Origin of the sequence: Bacillus sp. 3a, assembly GCF_017161885.1 — a bacterium.
GTDB classification, from domain to species: domain Bacteria; phylum Bacillota; class Bacilli; order Bacillales; family Bacillaceae; genus Bacillus; species Bacillus safensis.
This window is the reverse complement of the sequence record NZ_CP067376.1, coordinates 1732070-1746994: the sequence shown is the minus strand read 5'-3', so window position 1 is coordinate 1746994 and position 14925 is coordinate 1732070. Positions and strand designations below refer to the sequence as shown.

18 protein-coding genes are annotated in these 14925 nt (G+C 42.1%); 4 read left to right on the top strand and 14 right to left on the bottom strand.

The window, feature by feature from the left end; genetic code table 11:
- Positions 1 to 66: 66 nt before the first annotated feature.
- The 4 genes from JJ692_RS08755 to JJ692_RS08740 form a co-directional block, all read right to left on the bottom strand.
- Positions 67 to 417: a LapA family protein gene (locus JJ692_RS08755; RefSeq protein ID WP_024423135.1), complete on the bottom strand. Its 351-nt coding sequence runs from the start codon at positions 415 to 417 to the stop codon at positions 67 to 69.
- A 101-nt stretch (positions 418 to 518) separates the two neighbouring features.
- The gene (locus JJ692_RS08750) at positions 519 to 1007 is read right to left on the bottom strand and encodes a cation:proton antiporter regulatory subunit (protein WP_024423136.1); all 489 of its coding nucleotides are present in this window, start codon (positions 1005 to 1007) and stop codon (positions 519 to 521) included.
- A gap of 187 nt (positions 1008 to 1194) precedes the next feature.
- On the bottom strand, positions 1195 to 3423 hold the full coding sequence (gene secDF / locus JJ692_RS08745; RefSeq protein WP_103131889.1) for a protein translocase subunit SecDF: 2229 nt from the start codon (positions 3421 to 3423) through the stop codon (positions 1195 to 1197).
- A gap of 41 nt (positions 3424 to 3464) precedes the next feature.
- The gene (locus tag JJ692_RS08740) at positions 3465 to 3761 is read right to left on the bottom strand and encodes a post-transcriptional regulator (protein ID WP_103131888.1); all 297 of its coding nucleotides are present in this window, start codon (positions 3759 to 3761) and stop codon (positions 3465 to 3467) included.
- A gap of 116 nt (positions 3762 to 3877) precedes the next feature.
- Between JJ692_RS08740 and spoVB the strand changes: the two genes are divergently transcribed.
- Entirely contained in the window at positions 3878 to 5428 is a 1551-nt protein-coding gene (spoVB, locus tag JJ692_RS08735; RefSeq protein WP_206534424.1) for a stage V sporulation protein B, read from the top strand.
- A 1-nt stretch (position 5429) separates the two neighbouring features.
- On the opposite strand, the gene JJ692_RS08730 is transcribed toward spoVB, so the two are convergent.
- The gene (locus tag JJ692_RS08730; protein WP_024423139.1) at positions 5430 to 6092 is read right to left on the bottom strand and encodes a DUF421 domain-containing protein; all 663 of its coding nucleotides are present in this window, start codon (positions 6090 to 6092) and stop codon (positions 5430 to 5432) included.
- Between the two features lie 152 nt (positions 6093 to 6244).
- Here JJ692_RS08730 and JJ692_RS08725 point away from each other — a divergent pair, with 152 nt between their 5' ends.
- Positions 6245 to 6622: a TIGR04086 family membrane protein gene (locus JJ692_RS08725; RefSeq protein WP_024423140.1), complete on the top strand. Its 378-nt coding sequence runs from the start codon at positions 6245 to 6247 to the stop codon at positions 6620 to 6622.
- Positions 6623 to 6670: 48 nt separating this feature from the next.
- Here JJ692_RS08725 and yajC read toward each other — a convergent pair whose 3' ends face one another.
- The 7 genes from yajC to JJ692_RS08690 all read right to left on the bottom strand — a co-directional run bounded on the left by yajC (position 6671) and on the right by JJ692_RS08690 (position 11688).
- Positions 6671 to 6937, bottom strand: coding sequence for a preprotein translocase subunit YajC (gene yajC, locus JJ692_RS08720; RefSeq protein WP_008360993.1), 267 nt, complete (start codon positions 6935 to 6937; stop codon positions 6671 to 6673).
- A 47-nt stretch (positions 6938 to 6984) separates the two neighbouring features.
- Positions 6985 to 8130 (bottom strand): tRNA guanosine(34) transglycosylase Tgt, encoded by a 1146-nt coding sequence (gene tgt / locus JJ692_RS08715; RefSeq protein ID WP_025092430.1) that lies wholly within the window; start codon positions 8128 to 8130, stop codon positions 6985 to 6987.
- Between the two features lie 31 nt (positions 8131 to 8161).
- Positions 8162 to 9190: a tRNA preQ1(34) S-adenosylmethionine ribosyltransferase-isomerase QueA gene (gene queA, locus JJ692_RS08710; RefSeq protein ID WP_206534423.1), complete on the bottom strand. Its 1029-nt coding sequence runs from the start codon at positions 9188 to 9190 to the stop codon at positions 8162 to 8164.
- Positions 9191 to 9224: 34 nt separating this feature from the next.
- Positions 9225 to 9425, bottom strand: a complete 201-nt coding sequence (locus JJ692_RS08705; RefSeq protein WP_012010741.1) for a DUF2905 domain-containing protein — start codon at positions 9423 to 9425, stop codon at positions 9225 to 9227.
- On the bottom strand, positions 9418 to 10422 hold the full coding sequence (ruvB, locus tag JJ692_RS08700; protein WP_024423143.1) for a Holliday junction branch migration DNA helicase RuvB: 1005 nt from the start codon (positions 10420 to 10422) through the stop codon (positions 9418 to 9420). The genes JJ692_RS08705 and ruvB overlap by 8 nt, the downstream gene beginning before the upstream one ends.
- 11 nt (positions 10423 to 10433) lie before the next feature.
- Positions 10434 to 11039, bottom strand: coding sequence for a Holliday junction branch migration protein RuvA (gene ruvA, locus JJ692_RS08695; RefSeq protein ID WP_024423144.1), 606 nt, complete (start codon positions 11037 to 11039; stop codon positions 10434 to 10436).
- A 148-nt stretch (positions 11040 to 11187) separates the two neighbouring features.
- Positions 11188 to 11688 (bottom strand): intercompartmental signaling factor BofC, encoded by a 501-nt coding sequence (locus JJ692_RS08690; protein ID WP_206534460.1) that lies wholly within the window; start codon positions 11686 to 11688, stop codon positions 11188 to 11190.
- Positions 11689 to 11927: 239 nt separating this feature from the next.
- Between JJ692_RS08690 and JJ692_RS08685 the strand changes: the two genes are divergently transcribed.
- Positions 11928 to 12572: a protein kinase family protein gene (locus JJ692_RS08685; protein ID WP_206534422.1), complete on the top strand. Its 645-nt coding sequence runs from the start codon at positions 11928 to 11930 to the stop codon at positions 12570 to 12572.
- 32 nt (positions 12573 to 12604) lie between these two features.
- Here JJ692_RS08685 and JJ692_RS08680 read toward each other — a convergent pair whose 3' ends face one another.
- Positions 12605 to 12787 (bottom strand): hypothetical protein, encoded by a 183-nt coding sequence (locus JJ692_RS08680; protein WP_008342761.1) that lies wholly within the window; start codon positions 12785 to 12787, stop codon positions 12605 to 12607.
- A gap of 190 nt (positions 12788 to 12977) precedes the next feature.
- Here JJ692_RS08680 and JJ692_RS08675 point away from each other — a divergent pair, with 190 nt between their 5' ends.
- Complete coding sequence (locus JJ692_RS08675) at positions 12978 to 13124, top strand: hypothetical protein (protein WP_164512168.1); 147 nt, start codon at positions 12978 to 12980, stop codon at positions 13122 to 13124.
- 35 nt (positions 13125 to 13159) lie between these two features.
- Here the strand turns inward: JJ692_RS08675 and thiC are convergent, their stop codons facing one another.
- The gene (gene thiC / locus JJ692_RS08670) at positions 13160 to 14920 is read right to left on the bottom strand and encodes a phosphomethylpyrimidine synthase ThiC (RefSeq protein ID WP_044331579.1); all 1761 of its coding nucleotides are present in this window, start codon (positions 14918 to 14920) and stop codon (positions 13160 to 13162) included.
- Between the last annotated feature and the right edge of the window lie 5 nt (positions 14921 to 14925).

Here is a 14925-nt window from a genome sequence, read left to right as displayed (position 1 = left end):
CCACACTATTATACTAGAGTGGCCTGAGGGGTTTCAATTTTTATTTTATGAAATTGTGCTGGAAGATTATTTTTCCTTCCGGTCAAATGATGCTGGCTGTTCTTTTAAAGGCGTGACATGAGATTTTTTTTGAAGATCTTTGTCTGCCTTTTTCGTCGAAGCAGCAGGTGCAGCGGCTGCACGCTCAGCTTTTAATGCTTTTAGTTCACGTTTCAGTTTCACAATTTGGAAGATCCCTGCAAATGCCACAATCAGTCCGCCCATTAAAACAGAACCGATAATGACAAGGATCAGCGGCCATTCAGCCGTTCCAAATAAGTAGTGTACCTCGACAGGCCGTACATTAATCACGGCAAATACTGAGACAATTAATACGAAAATAAATGCGAGTATGATGGTCCATTGTTGTTTGTTCATCTACAAATCCCCCAAGCTTTTTCTTTTATTCTTCCCTTTTCACTGCCTTTTTTAAACACCGAAAGAAAGCAGTGGAAGAAAACCTATCAGCATGGGCATCATCAGCTGCTGAGTTTTTCTTTAATCAGATTCTTTAATTCTTTTCTTTCTCCAGAAATGACAAGGGTATCCCCTTCTTCGATGATGGTATCTGGTCCTGGATTTAAAATCTTCTCATGTGATTTTCTCACAATGGCGATGACTGTTACTTGATAGTTTTGGCGAACATTGAGGTCACCGATGCTTTTCTGAACAGCTGGTGCATTCTTTTCAATTTTAAACCATTCAATCACCAGTTCATCAATGGCTACCTCTACGGTTTCAAGCGCTTTCGGCTTATAGACCATGCCGCCTAAAATAGCCGCGATTTGTCTTGCTTCTTCATCGTTTAGCAGGATGCCAGAAATCGTTTCTTCGTGGTCGTCCTCCTGAAAATGATACATTTCTCTTCTGCCGTCATCATGTGTAATGATGGCAAGCTTCTCATTATTTCTTGTGATCATTTCGGCTTTATGACCGATACCTGGCAGTTCAGTTTCCCGAACCTTCATAACAGCCCCTCCAATGAATAAAGCCAAATGCCCTAAACAGACACTTGCTTTCTATACTGGTCTAAACGTAAGTCATTATAGCAAAAGACCATTTCAAGATCAATGAAACCCAAAATGTTTTTTCAAAGCCTCTACTTTTCGGGAAAAACGATAGAAAAAGACTGCCGAAAAAGGCAGTCTTTCTAGATTAAATATCTTGATCTGTATCTATCTTAGCTGGTTTTTTCAGCTCACGGCCTTTCCACATCAGCCAAATTTGTGCCGCGATGTAAAGGGATGAGTATACCCCTGTTAATAAGCCGACAAGTAAGGCGATGGAGAAGTTTGTAATCGACGCTGATCCGAAGATAAGCAGTGCGATCACAACGACAACTACAGTCAGCACCGTGTTGACAGATCGCGTAAAGGTTTGCTGTAAGCTTAAGTTCACAATGTACGATAGATCTTCAATGGTTTTCGGTTTACGTTTCTTCATTTGTTCACGAACCCTGTCGAAGGTAACGATCGTGTCGTTGATCGAGTATCCAATGACTGTGAGGATCGCGGCAATGAAGGTGACATCCACCTCTAAGCGCGTAATACTAAAGAAGGCGACAATAAAGAATGCATCGTACAGCAATGAGGCAATCGCCGCAATCGCCATTTTATATTCAAAGCGGATGGATACATATATAATGATCCCAATTGAAGCAATAATAACGGCATATAATGCATTACGGGCAAGCTCTTTTCCGACAGTCGGAGACACTGTACTTACGTTCGGCTCAGTGCCATATTTATCTTTGAAGTAATCTTTTACTTCAGCAATCTTTTCTTTGTTTGGCACACCGACAAATCGTGCGGCTGCCTGATTTTCTTTTTGACCCGATAACACGACACTGTCCGTCTCAAGACCAAGCTTTTTAAAGTCTTGCTCTACTTGTGCAGTGGTCAGCTTGTGATCGCTTTGAACATCAATTCTCGTTCCACTAGCAAAGTCAATACCAGCATTGAGCTTGAAGATCGAAAGGACGATGATTCCCGCAATAGTAACAGCTATGGAGAAAATCATAAAGCCTTTACGTTTGCTGACGAAATCCCATTTATCAAATGGCGTTTTCGGTTCGGTATTTTCTGTAGTTTCATGAATACTCATGATGTCTTTTTTGCGGACACCAAACCAGCCTTTTTTGCGGTCGAGCGCGCGGCTCTCTACAAGCAGACCAAGAAGGAATCTTGATAGGAATACAGCCGTAATAAAGCTTGTTAAAATGGAAAGGATCAGCATAGTCGCAAACCCTTTTACAGAACTTGTCCCGAAGAAGAAAAGGACGCCCCCTGCAATAATACTCGTTAAGTTTGCATCAAAGATGGTCGCAAATGATCGGCGGTTCCCTGACCTGAAAGCAGAACGGACAGATTTACCGAGCTTAAGCTCCTCTTTGATTCGTTCATATGTGATGATGTTGGCATCAACCGCCATCCCTACTCCAAGAATCAGCGCCGCAATTCCAGGAAGTGTCAGAACAGCCCCCATCCAGTCAAACACCTGTAAGGTAATATAAATATACGTTGATAACGTAATGACAGCAATAAGACCAGGTATTCGGTAATAAAAAAGCATGAATAAGAAAATGAGGGCAATTCCCACAATCCCTGCAAAGACAGTTTCATTTAATGCCTGTTCGCCGAATTGCGCACTCACTGAAGTGGAGTACTTTTCAGTTAATTTCACTGGCAATGCACCAGCATTTAAAATACTTGCAAGGTCTTTTGCCTCTTGGACAGTAAATTTCCCTTCAATTTGTACGTCACTGCTGTTAATCTCTTGATTCACATTTGGTGCAGAGACATACTTGTGGTTCGATTTTGAGACTTCTTTTTTGAAGGAATCTCCTTTATGGTAATCAAGCCAAATGACAAGCTGATTATTTGGTGCCATCGCTGCTACTTTTCTTGTGACGTCACCAAATTTTTTCGCATCTTTTAGTTTAACCGTCACAATTGGCTCATTCGTTTGACTGAATGTTTGTTTTGCACTGTTTTCGACTAAGTCAGCCCCGTTAAGGAGTTCTTTATCATTCGTATCTCTAAAGGATAGCTGTGCTTCAGTGGAAAGAATCTCCCTAGCTCTGTTTTGATCTTTTACCCCTGCAAGCTGCACGCGGATACGATTATTGCCTTCAATCGAGATGTTCGGCTCACTTACTCCAAGCACGTTCGCTCTTCGGTTAAGAGCCTCCACTGTACTAACGAGAACACTATTTGTGATCTTGTCCTCTTTTTTCACTGGATGTACATCATACAGGACTTCAAATCCACCCTGTAAATCCAGCCCTAGCGTCATATCTTTCGCAACAGGCTTTGTTAGTAAGCCTACGCCAGTTCCGATTAACAGAACCACTAAGAAAAACGCAAGAATGCGCCCTTTTTTCATTATGTATTTCCTCCTTAAACACCTGAATCCATTAAGATGGCTTATTTCAACAGTTCATCAAGCATATTCTTGCCATCTTCACTGTCCAAAAAAGCAGACGTTTTAAACGACTGAACGGTTGCATAGTTCATAAATTCGCCTATTTTCACAGATAAAATATCTGCAACCATTACATGAATCGGATACTCTTGTTTTTTCTTCCACTTCTTATTCTCTAAGTATGACCATAATTCCTCTAAATCTACATCTTTATAGCCCAAAACGATGAATTCTTCAAGCTTACTGAACAGAAAAGGCTTTAAATGGTCTTTGTAAATAGCTGCTGGGTGTTGTGTCATTGCGTAGCTCCCCCTTTTCAGTTTTTTATCGAGAGACTTGTCATGCTTGGACGATATACACGCATATCTTATTGTATATGATTCTATGTCGTTTGAGAAGGCAGGTGATCTGTGATTTGACGAAGCAAACGTTTTTAAAGGGGACCATCATTTTAATTTTAGCAGGTTTTATCACGAGAATATTGGGTTTTGTCAATCGAATTGTCATTGCGAGGTTCATTGGCGAAGAAGGGGTCGGGCTTTATATGATGGCTGCACCTACCTTTTTTCTCGCCGTGACGCTCACGCAATTCGGACTGCCTGTCGCTATTAGTAAGCTTGTTGCAGAAGCAGAAGCCCGGGGTGACAAACAGAAAACAAAACGTATTCTGGTCATGTCCCTTGCGATAACAGGAACACTCAGTCTGATTTTCACGCCGCTCTTTTTATGGTTTGCGCCCATCATGGCAGAAAATATGCTGACAGACCCTAGAACGGTCTATCCACTGCTGGCTATTACACCTGTCGTACCAGTCATCGCCATTTCAAGTGTGTTAAGAGGCTATTTCCAGGGCAGACAGCAAATGAGTCCGCTTGCGATGTCTCAAGTTCTGGAGCAGGTCGCAAGAATTTCGCTAGTGGCGGTATGTACAACGGCTTTCCTTCCTTACGGGATTGAATTTGCGGCAGCAGGTGCGATGGTGTCATCTGTGATTGGAGAGATGATTTCACTTGCTTACTTACTGATCGCCTTTCGCTATAAAAAGACCATTCGTATTCGAAAACGATTTTTTAAAGCGATTCATGACGGGAAGGACACATTTAAACAGCTGATGAGCATTGCCCTGCCAACAACAGGCAGCCGTTTTATCGGGAATATTTCGTGGTTTTTAGAGCCGATTGTTGTCGCGCAAAGTCTTGCCATTGCTGGTTATGCGGCTGTAGAGGCGACAAGGCAGTACGGGGAGTTGACCGGGCTTGCTCTGACCCTTTTGACACTGCCTGGTTTTATTACGTATTCACTCTCCACTGCATTAGTTCCGGCGATCAGTGAAGGAATGGAGCAGAACAAACGTAAAACGGTCGAATACCGTCTGAAGCAGGCGATGCGCCTATGTTTACTCAGCGGAGGCATTTCATGTATTATTCTTTTCGTTTACGCAGAAGATTTAACGCTCTTTATGTATGGTTCATCGCACGCGGCCATTTATGTGAAATTCATGGCGCCATTTTTCCTTCTATATTATTTTCAGGGGCCTCTTCAAGCCGTGCTTCAAGCACTCAATTTAGCTGGTGCGGCGATGACCAACAGCCTGATTGGCGCTATTGTAAAAACAGGGATGATTTTTGTTCTTGCTTCACAGCCAGGCTTTGGCATTATGGGCGCTGCACTGGCGATCTTAATCGGTATCATCCTTGTCACACTGCTCCATGCAGCAACTGTTGGAAAGGTGCTGCCTATTCATTTACCATTAAAGGAATATGGACTATGCGTCCTTGTGATTATCAGTACAGGTGCTGTCAGCCTTTGGCTGAAATCTCAAGTAAACGGACTTTTTTCTGCTCCTATTGAACTTGTGACGCTCATTTTCATTACGTGCACGCTGTATGTCATTCTATTAATCTGCCTAGGTCTAGTGAAACGAGAAGAGCTGCGCCGCATCCCGTTCATGGGGAAGCTGTTTTAGCTCATCTCTTTTTGATCACTTCATCTTTCAAATCAATATAAAATGTTTTTTGATTAAAGCTGCAGTAAGAGATTTGTTCGATATCATGATAGCCTCTTTTAGCAAGCTCATCTTTCAGCCACTGTTCATTTTGATTGATTTGCTTTAGGTGGTCATGCTGCACTACACCATCCGCAACAAGTGGAAGCTCAAGCGCTGCATGTTTGCGCTTGTTTTCTTTTTCGACGACGGCGAGCTTTCCAGACGGCTCTAAAATGGCGTAAGAGACATCCTGAATGCTGTCGATGTTATTTTCTCTTAATTGAATGAGCAGGTCATCAAAATTGTATCGCTGTTTTCTCATTGCACCTTCGTCTATTTTCCCATTGATGATAAGCAGGGCCGGTTTTCCGTCAAGAAAGCGCCGGACACCTTGAAATTTTAATGAGAGGTAGGCAAGTGTGATTTGAATGAAGGTTAACAGCAGGATTGGCCATACCGTATGTAACATGTTATCCTCTACTTCTTCTATGGCGAGAACCGCAATTTCTGCGATCATCATAAAAATGACTAGATCTAAAATGCTCAGCTCGCCAATTTCCCTTTTGCCCATTAAGCGAAATATAAACCAAATAAGAAAATATAAGATGATGGTTCTCATGGAAATGATCAAGATGTCCTGCATGTGATGTAAACCCTCCTTCTCCAACATAGCTTGTGTCAAAACACTTTATTTATGTAGAAAAGAAACGTCTGAAACATGTCTATTTTTTCTTCACTGTGAATACATTTTAGTAAAAGACAAGCTTCGTTCAATTGGAGAGGAGACGAATCTACATGCAGGAAACGAAACAAATTGGAAAAGGCATTTTATCCGGCTTAATTGCCATTTTTATCGTGATGGTTGTCACAAGTTTACTTGTGTCACTCATGCTTACATTCACAAGTATGCAGGAATCATCATTTAAATGGATGATTATGATTTTGTCCTTTGCTGCCCTTTTATTAGGAGGCATCATTTCTGGCGGGAAAGCAAAGGAGCGCGGCTGGCTGATTGGTGCGGTCACATCTATCATTTTTTCTCTCACTGTATTTTTATTTCAATATTTGGGGTTTGGAAAAACGTTTTCACCAGAGCAGTTTATCTATCATGGAGCATTTTTAGGCATTTGTATGCTGGGGGGAATGATTGGCGTCAATCTTCGAGGCAAATAAAAAAAGAGCGGTCATATCGCTCTTTTTTTATGGCTATGTATCAGAGGATTAGCCTTTGTCAGCTAATTCTCTAATAGCACGACGATCGAAAGTTAAACGGTTGTTTTCGCTTGTTTTGATGACCACTTTTGATTCATCAATTGAGTCGATTTCACCGTGTAAACCACCGATTGTGACGATTTTATCGCCTTTTGATAAAGATTGCTGCATCTGACGCACAGCTTTTTGTTGCTTTTGCTGTGGACGGATTAACAAGAAGTAAAGCACAGCAAACATGACAACAATCATAATGATTGAACCCATACCACCATCCATTCTATTTCACCCCTTTCTAAAGCATTGTAAAGCCTTTCGTTTATGCGTTAAAAGTTTTTCGCATTCGGTTTGTTAAAGCCGTAACGCTCAAAAAATTCTTCTTTAAAATCACCTAAACGATCCTCACGGATAGCTTCTCTCACTTGCTCCATTAATTTTAACAGAAAATGAAGATTATGATAAGTTGTTAATCGAATTCCGAACGTTTCATTTGTTCGAATTAAATGTCTAATATAGGCGCGTGTATAGTTTTTACATGTATAGCAGTCACAGTTTTCATCGATTGGTCTAAAGTCACGCTCATATTTTGCATTTTTCACAACAAGACGGCCTTCACTTGTCATCAAGGTACCGTTTCTTGCAATTCGAGTTGGCAGTACGCAATCAAACATATCTACTCCGCGAATGGCGCCGTCAATTAAGGAATCTGGTGAGCCGACACCCATTAAGTACCTCGGTTTGTCTGCTGGTAAGAATGGTGTTGTAAATTCAAGTACACGATTCATCACATCTTTTGGTTCCCCTACAGATAAGCCTCCGATGGCGTAGCCTGGGAAATCAAGTGAAACAAGGTCTTTTGCACTTTGTTTTCGAAGCTCTTCGTATTCTCCGCCTTGGACAATCCCAAACAGCCCTTGATCTTCAGGACGCTGGTGCGCTGTTAGACAGCGCTCTGCCCACCTGCTTGTCCGCTCCACAGAACGTTTCATGTAATCGTACTCTGCAGGATACGGCGGGCATTCATCAAATGCCATCATAATATCAGAGCCAAGTGCATTTTGGATGTCCATCGCTTTTTCAGGAGATAGGAACAGCTTGTCTCCGTTTAAATGATTACGGAAGTGAACGCCTTCTTCTTCAATTTTTCTAAATTCACTCAATGAAAAAACTTGGAATCCGCCCGAATCAGTTAGAATTGCTCGATCCCAGTTCATAAATTTGTGCAGACCGCCTGCTTCTTTTACGATATCGTGACCTGGACGGAGCCATAAGTGGTACGTATTGCTTAAGATGATGCCTGCATCCATAGCCTTTAATTCTTCAGGCGCCATTGTTTTGACTGTAGCCAGTGTACCTACTGGCATAAATACAGGTGTTTCAAAGGAGCCGTGCGGTGTATGAACGCGGCCAAGACGTGCACCTGTCTGTTTGCATGATTTAATGAACTCATAACGTATCGGTGATTGCGACAAAAATGAGCCCTCCTGTCTTCGTTGTATAATGTTATTGAATCAGCATGGCATCGCCAAAGCTGAAGAATCGGTATTCCTCTTTCACAGCCTCATTGTACGCTTTTAGTACGTGCTCTCGTCCAGCTAATGCGCTGACAAGCATAATTAACGAGGATTTTGGCAGATGGAAATTCGTGATCATGCCATCAATTGCCTTGAATGTGTAGCCAGGGTAAATAAAGATCGACGTCCAGCCGCTTGAGGCTTTGAACGCACCATCATGTGCACTTGCAATGGTTTCAAGCGTTCTTGTCGACGTTGTACCGACTGAAATAATCCGTCCGCCTTCCTTGCGAACGCGATTAAGCTCATCAGCTGTTTCTTCATTCATTTCATAAAACTCTGCGTGCATTTCGTGTTCTTCAATACGTTCTGCACTTACCGGACGAAACGTGCCAAGCCCTACGTGCAGCGTAATGAAAGCAATGTGTACACCTTTCGCTTTCAGCGCATCCAGCAGCTCGGTTGTAAAGTGGAGACCGGCAGTTGGCGCAGCAGCGGAGCCAACCTCTTTTGAATAAACGGTTTGATAGCGTTCACGGTCGTCAAGCTGCTCTTTAATATATGGAGGCAGCGGCATTTCACCAAGGGATTCAAGCACTTCATAAAAAATGCCTGTATATTGAAACTCGACTTTTCTTCCGCCATGTTCCATTTCCTCTGTACATACAGCTTGGAGCCGTCCATCACCAAACGTGATAACCGTCCCTTTTTTCACCCGTTTGGCTGGTTTGACAAGTGTTTCCCATTTGTCTCCTTCTTCTTGTTTCAATAGAAGAAGTTCAACTTTGGCACCTGTATCCTCTTTCATCCCAAACAGACGTGCAGGCAGAACGCGCGTGTTGTTTAGAACGAGACAATCACCCTTTTGAAAATAATCGATGATTTGTGAGAATGTATCATGTGTAATCGCACCCGTTTGTTTGTTTAAGACCATCAGTCTTGATGCATCTCTTTTTTCAAGCGGCACTTGTGCAATTAATCTTTCTGGTAAATCAAAATCAAATAGTTCTAGCTTCATTTCCTTCACCTATTCTGTAGTTAACTAGTTAACGTTATTTCATCCGTCCAAAGATATTCAGTAATATGGTCAGTACGATACTAATGACAATGCAGGTAATGACAGGAAAAAAGAACGTTACATTCCCTTTTTTCACAAAAATATCACCTGGAAGCTTACCAACCAATTGAAACACTAATCCTGCGGCAAAAAGGACACCACCTAAAATCATTAATATTTTAGGGAATTCAGTCACGAATCGGAACCTCCATTTGAAAATGTTCATACGCTTCTCTTGTGACGACCCGTCCTCTTGGCGTTCTTTGCAGGAAACCAATTTGCAGTAAGTACGGTTCGTACACATCTTCAATCGTATGTGATTCTTCTCCTATTGTCGCTGAGATCGTATCAAGCCCAACAGGACCGCCTCTAAATTTTTCGATCATACTTAAAAGGAGCTTATGGTCTATATGATCGAGGCCTAGCCTGTCGACTTGAAGACGCTCAAGAGCATCTTCCGCAATGTCCTGCGTAATGGCATGATTCCCAAGCACCTGCGCAAAATCTCTTACTCTTCTGAGCAAACGATTGGCAACCCTCGGTGTTCCGCGGGAACGTCTCGCAATCTCTTCGGCAGAGCGAATGTCGATCCCAATCTCAAACAGCTCGGCTGTTCTTGCCACAATGTGAGCCAAATCTCTTTGCTCATAGTATTCCAATCTTGCATGTACCCCAAACCTATCACGAAGCGGCGCTGTTAATAGCCCGACACGGGTCGTTGCACCTACAAGCGTAAATGGCGGTAAATCAAGCCGTACAGAGCGTGCTGTATCTCCTTTTCCAATAACAATATCTAAACAAAAATCCTCCATTGCTGGGTACAGCACTTCTTCTATTGAGCGCTGCAAGCGGTGAATTTCATCAATAAACAATACATCACCTGGCTCAAGAGATGTTAAGATGGCCGCCAAATCACCAGGACGCTCAATCGCTGGTCCTGACGTTGTACGCAGCTGAACATTCATTTCATTGGCAATGATCGACGCAAGCGTTGTTTTCCCAAGTCCAGGAGGTCCATATAAAAGGACGTGATCAAGCGTTTCCTGCCGCATGCGGGCAGCTTCAATAAATACGCTGAGGTTATCCTTTACTTTTTGCTGACCGATATATTGGCTAAGTGTCTGTGGCCGCAGACTTTGCTCAATGGCTGATTCATGGTTGTCTGCTTCAGTTGAGACGAGCCGTTCATCCATGAGACATCACCCTATTTCAACATTTTTTGTAATGCTTTTTTCACATATTGATCGGTTGTGAGATTCTTTTCTTCTTTTAATAATGGAAGAACCTTTTTGATTTCACGATCACCGTATCCAAGGACACTTAAGGCTTCAAGCGCTTCATCTAATGCAGTTTGCTGCGTTTCGACCTGAATGTGGTCCTCGTGATTAAATAAGTTGCCAATCATTTCTGGCACTACATCTGCAAGTTTGCCTTTTAGATCCAGAATGATTTGACGTGCTGTTTTTTTGCCCACACCAGGGAATTTAATCAGGAACGCTTCATCTTCACGCTCTATTGCTGAAATGACAGCGCCAGGATCACCGGAAGCAAGAATCGCGAGTGCTCCCTTTGGCCCAATTCCTGTGACATTTAACAGTTTTGTGAACAGCGCTTTTTCTTCTCGTGTTTGAAAACCGTATAACGAAAAGGCGTCTTCCTTTATGTAATGATACGTATAAATCGTTTCTTGTTTATTTACTCGATAGATAAACGGGTTTGGGGTATAGACTTGATATCCCACTCCGCCGTTTTCAATGACAACATATTGCGGGCACACATAATCAATGGTCCCTTTTACAAACTCTATCACCGTTTTCACCTCTTTGACTGTTCTTCATTGTAACATAAATCGAAGAGAAAACCGCAATAAAAGTTAACATACGTTCGCTCAGTACATTTTTATGATGAAACCACGAAAAACAGCTTGCGGTCTTCACACCAGCAAGCTGTTACACGCTTTAAAACGATATTTCATTTCGATAAGGCTTCATGGCTTCAAGCACATGCTCAAATTCATCCTTTGTTCGAAAAGGAATGCCTTGCTCAAGCTGCTTTTCCACATGGCTTTCTAAACGGGACGTATCAATTTGAAAAAAGAGATGAATAGGCTCCGCCCAGCCGTCAGGCCTTCCATGAAACGTAGAAATCACACCGTCCTCTGATAATCCGATATATCCATTTGCTTTACTTAATGGAGAGATATCATCAATTTGCTTTCTAAAAAGGGCAAAATCCTCTTTTTGTTCTACCAGCGTCCAGCCTTTATACTGCGCCCAGAATGTGTCTTTGTCTTCTAATGATGCCCGGTGTCTTTCAATACTCACATCTCCGTCTAGATAGACTTTTTCAAGCTGGACGGTAATAGAGTTTGACTGCTTTTGCAAGTGTTCTTTTCCTTCCATATCCGCAGCGAAAAAAAGCACACTTGTCATGATAAGTCCTGTAACGAAACATTTCATCTTCACTTTCACTATTTACACCTCTTTAGAACATGAGATCGATGCATGACATATGTAGTTTGACCCATTTTTCTAAACATTAACCAAATCGATGATTCAAATGTATGTTAAGAGTCTTTCGTTGTATCCTTCATTCGTAAATGTTATGTTTTATACAATCCATTGCTTTATCGAATGACACGGTTTTTTCATCATTCGTTTTTCAGCCGCATAAACTGAAACCAAAGAAGGTGAAGTCAATGTCAGATGTCAAAAGATTAGCCGAATCGATTCAGTATGATGAAGAGAAACGTTTTCATAAGCTTGCCTATAAACCGGCAGAGCTTGAACTGTGCGGCAAAGGAAGAAGTGCCTATGTCTTTTTATACAAAAAAGACGGCAAGAAAATGGCACTAAAAGTCTTTTTCCCTTCTTATCAGCATATTGCCCGCAAAGAGGCTGCCATTTACGAAAAACTTTCTGGTTCGTCTTACTACCCTGAGATTTATGAGTCTGGGGATCAGTATATTTTAATGGAATATATTAAAGGCTACACATTCTATGAATGCCTTACAAAAGGAATTCCTATTAAAAAACAAATGATTGAACAAGTCGATGATGCGCTGGAGGAAGCGCGCGAGAAAGGATTGAATCCTTCTGATATTCATCTGCGCAATCTGATCTTAACAAAAGAAGGGCGGATCAGGGTCATTGACGTTGCCAGGTTCACGCAAACGAAAGCATGTCATCAATGGGATGATTTAAAAGCCGCTTATGCCTATTACCAAAAACCTTTTTTCCCTAAAAAAGCACCGCGTCTGTGGCTTGAAGTCATTGCTTATTTGTATAAAAAGAACTGGCTGTCCCGCGGGCAGCTTAATAATCGAAATGATTTTTCTGCATAATGAAAGCCGCTCTCTACGAGCGGCTTTCTGCGTTATTCTGTTTCTACATGGATACTATTGACGTTTAATAGGTTAATGATTTCATTATTCAGCTTAAACCAATGATTGGCTTCTTCAATTTTTTTATACACATCATAGGTAGCTGGACGTTTGAGCTCGAAATCAAGCACTTCCCCATTGTTCATATGAAATGTTACCTTAAATACTTTCATCATAAGATCACCTTCCACTCTTCTTGTTCGCTGATCAAATAGATCAGCTCTTTTCATTCATTCTCTATTCAACTCGTTTCCCCTCCTTGTTTCCATTCAAACCCAAGAAGTTTAAATTTTGTTTAAATTCACACAAACATCTATCTCTCAAATCTGCAAAGAAGTATATTAGTTAAAAAGGAGGCTGCCCTTGATGAAGCAAAAAAAGAAACGAACATCTCCAGAAAGAAAAACAGTCTTTTTTCATTTAACAGATGCCCTCATTCCAAGTGTGGACATGATGGCATATGCAGTAAAGGCATTTTTTCACCTTTTAAGAAAAGCCTTCTCAGCCGTTTGATAAAACCCCGCACAGCATCGTGCGAGGTTCTTTTTTTAGGGCTGATAAATTTGACTTCCCTGGCTGACAAACTCCTTCGCCTTCTTTTCCATCTCTCTTTTCACTTCTTCAGATTGATTGCGGATATCATGAGAAATTTTCATACTGCAAAACTTCGGTCCGCACATCGAGCAAAAGTGAGCGGTCTTAGCGCCTTCGGCAGGCAATGTTTCATCATGGAACGCCAAGGCTCTTTCTGGATCAAGTGACAGGTTGAATTGATCCCGCCACCTAAATTCAAATCTCGCTTTCGATAAAGCATCATCGCGTTTTTGAGCCGCAGGATGTCCTTTTGCTAGATCAGCCGCATGTGCGGCAATTTTATAGGCGATTACGCCTTCTCTCACATCTTCTTTATTCGGCAGACCTAAATGCTCTTTTGGCGTTACATAGCATAGCATGGCTGTTCCGTACCAGCCGATCATGGCCGCACCGATGGCGGATGTAATGTGATCATACCCCGGCGCAATATCTGTTGTAAGAGGCCCTAATGTATAAAATGGGGCTTCCTTGCAAATGTCCATTTGCTTGTCCACATTCTCTTTAATTTTATCCATTGGGACATGGCCGGGTCCTTCAATCATCACCTGCACATCATGTTTCCAAGCGATCTCTGTTAACTCACCTAACGTTTCCAGCTCTGCAAACTGCGCCTCATCATTGGCATCAGCAATCGAACCTGGTCTAAGTCCATCTCCAAGTGAAAAGGCAATATCATACGTTTTCATAATTTCACAAATGTCTTCGAAGTGCGTGTAGAGGAAATTCTCTTGATGATGAGCAAGACACCATCTTGCCATAATTGCACCGCCTCTTGAAACAATTCCGGTCACCCGATCAACTGTGAGCGGAATATATCTTAACAGCACGCCCGCATGAATTGTAAAATAATCTACTCCTTGTTCTGCTTGTTCAATTAATGTGTCCCTGTACACGTCCCACGTCAAATCTTCTGCGACTCCATTCACTTTTTCAAGGGCCTGATAGATAGGAACGGTTCCTACTGGAACTGGGCAATTCCGAATGATCCATTCTCTCGTTGTATGAATATCCTTTCCAGTAGACAGATCCATCATTGTGTCTGCCCCCCATCTGATCGCCCACGTCATCTTTTCTACCTCTTCATTAATGGATGACGTGACAGCTGAATTGCCAATATTCGCATTGATTTTGACATGAAAATTCCTTCCGATAATCATTGGTTCACTTTCTGGATGGTTAATATTCGAAGGAATAACGGCTCTTCCGCTCGCTACTTCCTCTCTAACGAACTCAGGGCTTAGCTCTTCTCTTATTGCGATAAACTCCATTTCAGGCGTAATGATGCCTTTTTTGGCATAATGCATTTGCGTCACGCACGCTCCTTGTTTCGCGCGGAGCGGCTTATGATGAAAATCAGTTTGGACAGAATGGAAGGACTCCTTCTCCCTTGACCGATATCCGTTATCTTCCGGTTTTACATGACGCCCTTCATAGCTTTCTGTATCTCCTCTTTCTTCTATCCATGCTGCTCTAAGACGCTTTAATCCTTTTGTGACGTCAATATGAACGTTCTCATCAGTGTACGGTCCACTCGTATCGTATACACGGACTGGTTCATTTTTTATGTCGCCCGCCTCTGTCACAGTATGTGAGAGTGCAATCTCTCTTTTCGGCACTAAGATATCGGGCCTTGATCCTTTCTCATACACCTTTCGGCTTCCGTCAAAGCTGGATAATAATGATTGGTTGGATGGGACACTTTTCTTTTCCTTCATTTGCT

Coding starts and splice junctions, on each gene's coding strand:
- ruvB (WP_024423143.1), bottom strand. CDS start 10,422: ATGGATGAACGGCTCGTCTCAACTGAAGCAGACAACCATGAATCAGCC.
- JJ692_RS08740 (WP_103131888.1), bottom strand. CDS start 3,761: ATGACACAACACCCAGCAGCTATTTACAAAGACCATTTAAAGCCTTTT.
- JJ692_RS08750 (WP_024423136.1), bottom strand. CDS start 1,007: ATGAAGGTTCGGGAAACTGAACTGCCAGGTATCGGTCATAAAGCCGAA.
- thiC (WP_044331579.1), bottom strand. CDS start 14,920: ATGAAGGAAAAGAAAAGTGTCCCATCCAACCAATCATTATTATCCAGC.
- JJ692_RS08730 (WP_024423139.1), bottom strand. CDS start 6,092: ATGCAGGACATCTTGATCATTTCCATGAGAACCATCATCTTATATTTT.
- queA (WP_206534423.1), bottom strand. CDS start 9,190: ATGAAGCTAGAACTATTTGATTTTGATTTACCAGAAAGATTAATTGCA.
- JJ692_RS08690 (WP_206534460.1), bottom strand. CDS start 11,688: ATGAAATGTTTCGTTACAGGACTTATCATGACAAGTGTGCTTTTTTTC.
- JJ692_RS08685 (WP_206534422.1), top strand. CDS start 11,928: ATGTCAGATGTCAAAAGATTAGCCGAATCGATTCAGTATGATGAAGAG.
- JJ692_RS08725 (WP_024423140.1), top strand. CDS start 6,245: ATGCAGGAAACGAAACAAATTGGAAAAGGCATTTTATCCGGCTTAATT.
- JJ692_RS08755 (WP_024423135.1), bottom strand. CDS start 417: ATGAACAAACAACAATGGACCATCATACTCGCATTTATTTTCGTATTA.
- JJ692_RS08675 (WP_164512168.1), top strand. CDS start 12,978: ATGAAGCAAAAAAAGAAACGAACATCTCCAGAAAGAAAAACAGTCTTT.
- JJ692_RS08680 (WP_008342761.1), bottom strand. CDS start 12,787: ATGATGAAAGTATTTAAGGTAACATTTCATATGAACAATGGGGAAGTG.
- yajC (WP_008360993.1), bottom strand. CDS start 6,937: ATGGATGGTGGTATGGGTTCAATCATTATGATTGTTGTCATGTTTGCT.
- secDF (WP_103131889.1), bottom strand. CDS start 3,423: ATGAAAAAAGGGCGCATTCTTGCGTTTTTCTTAGTGGTTCTGTTAATC.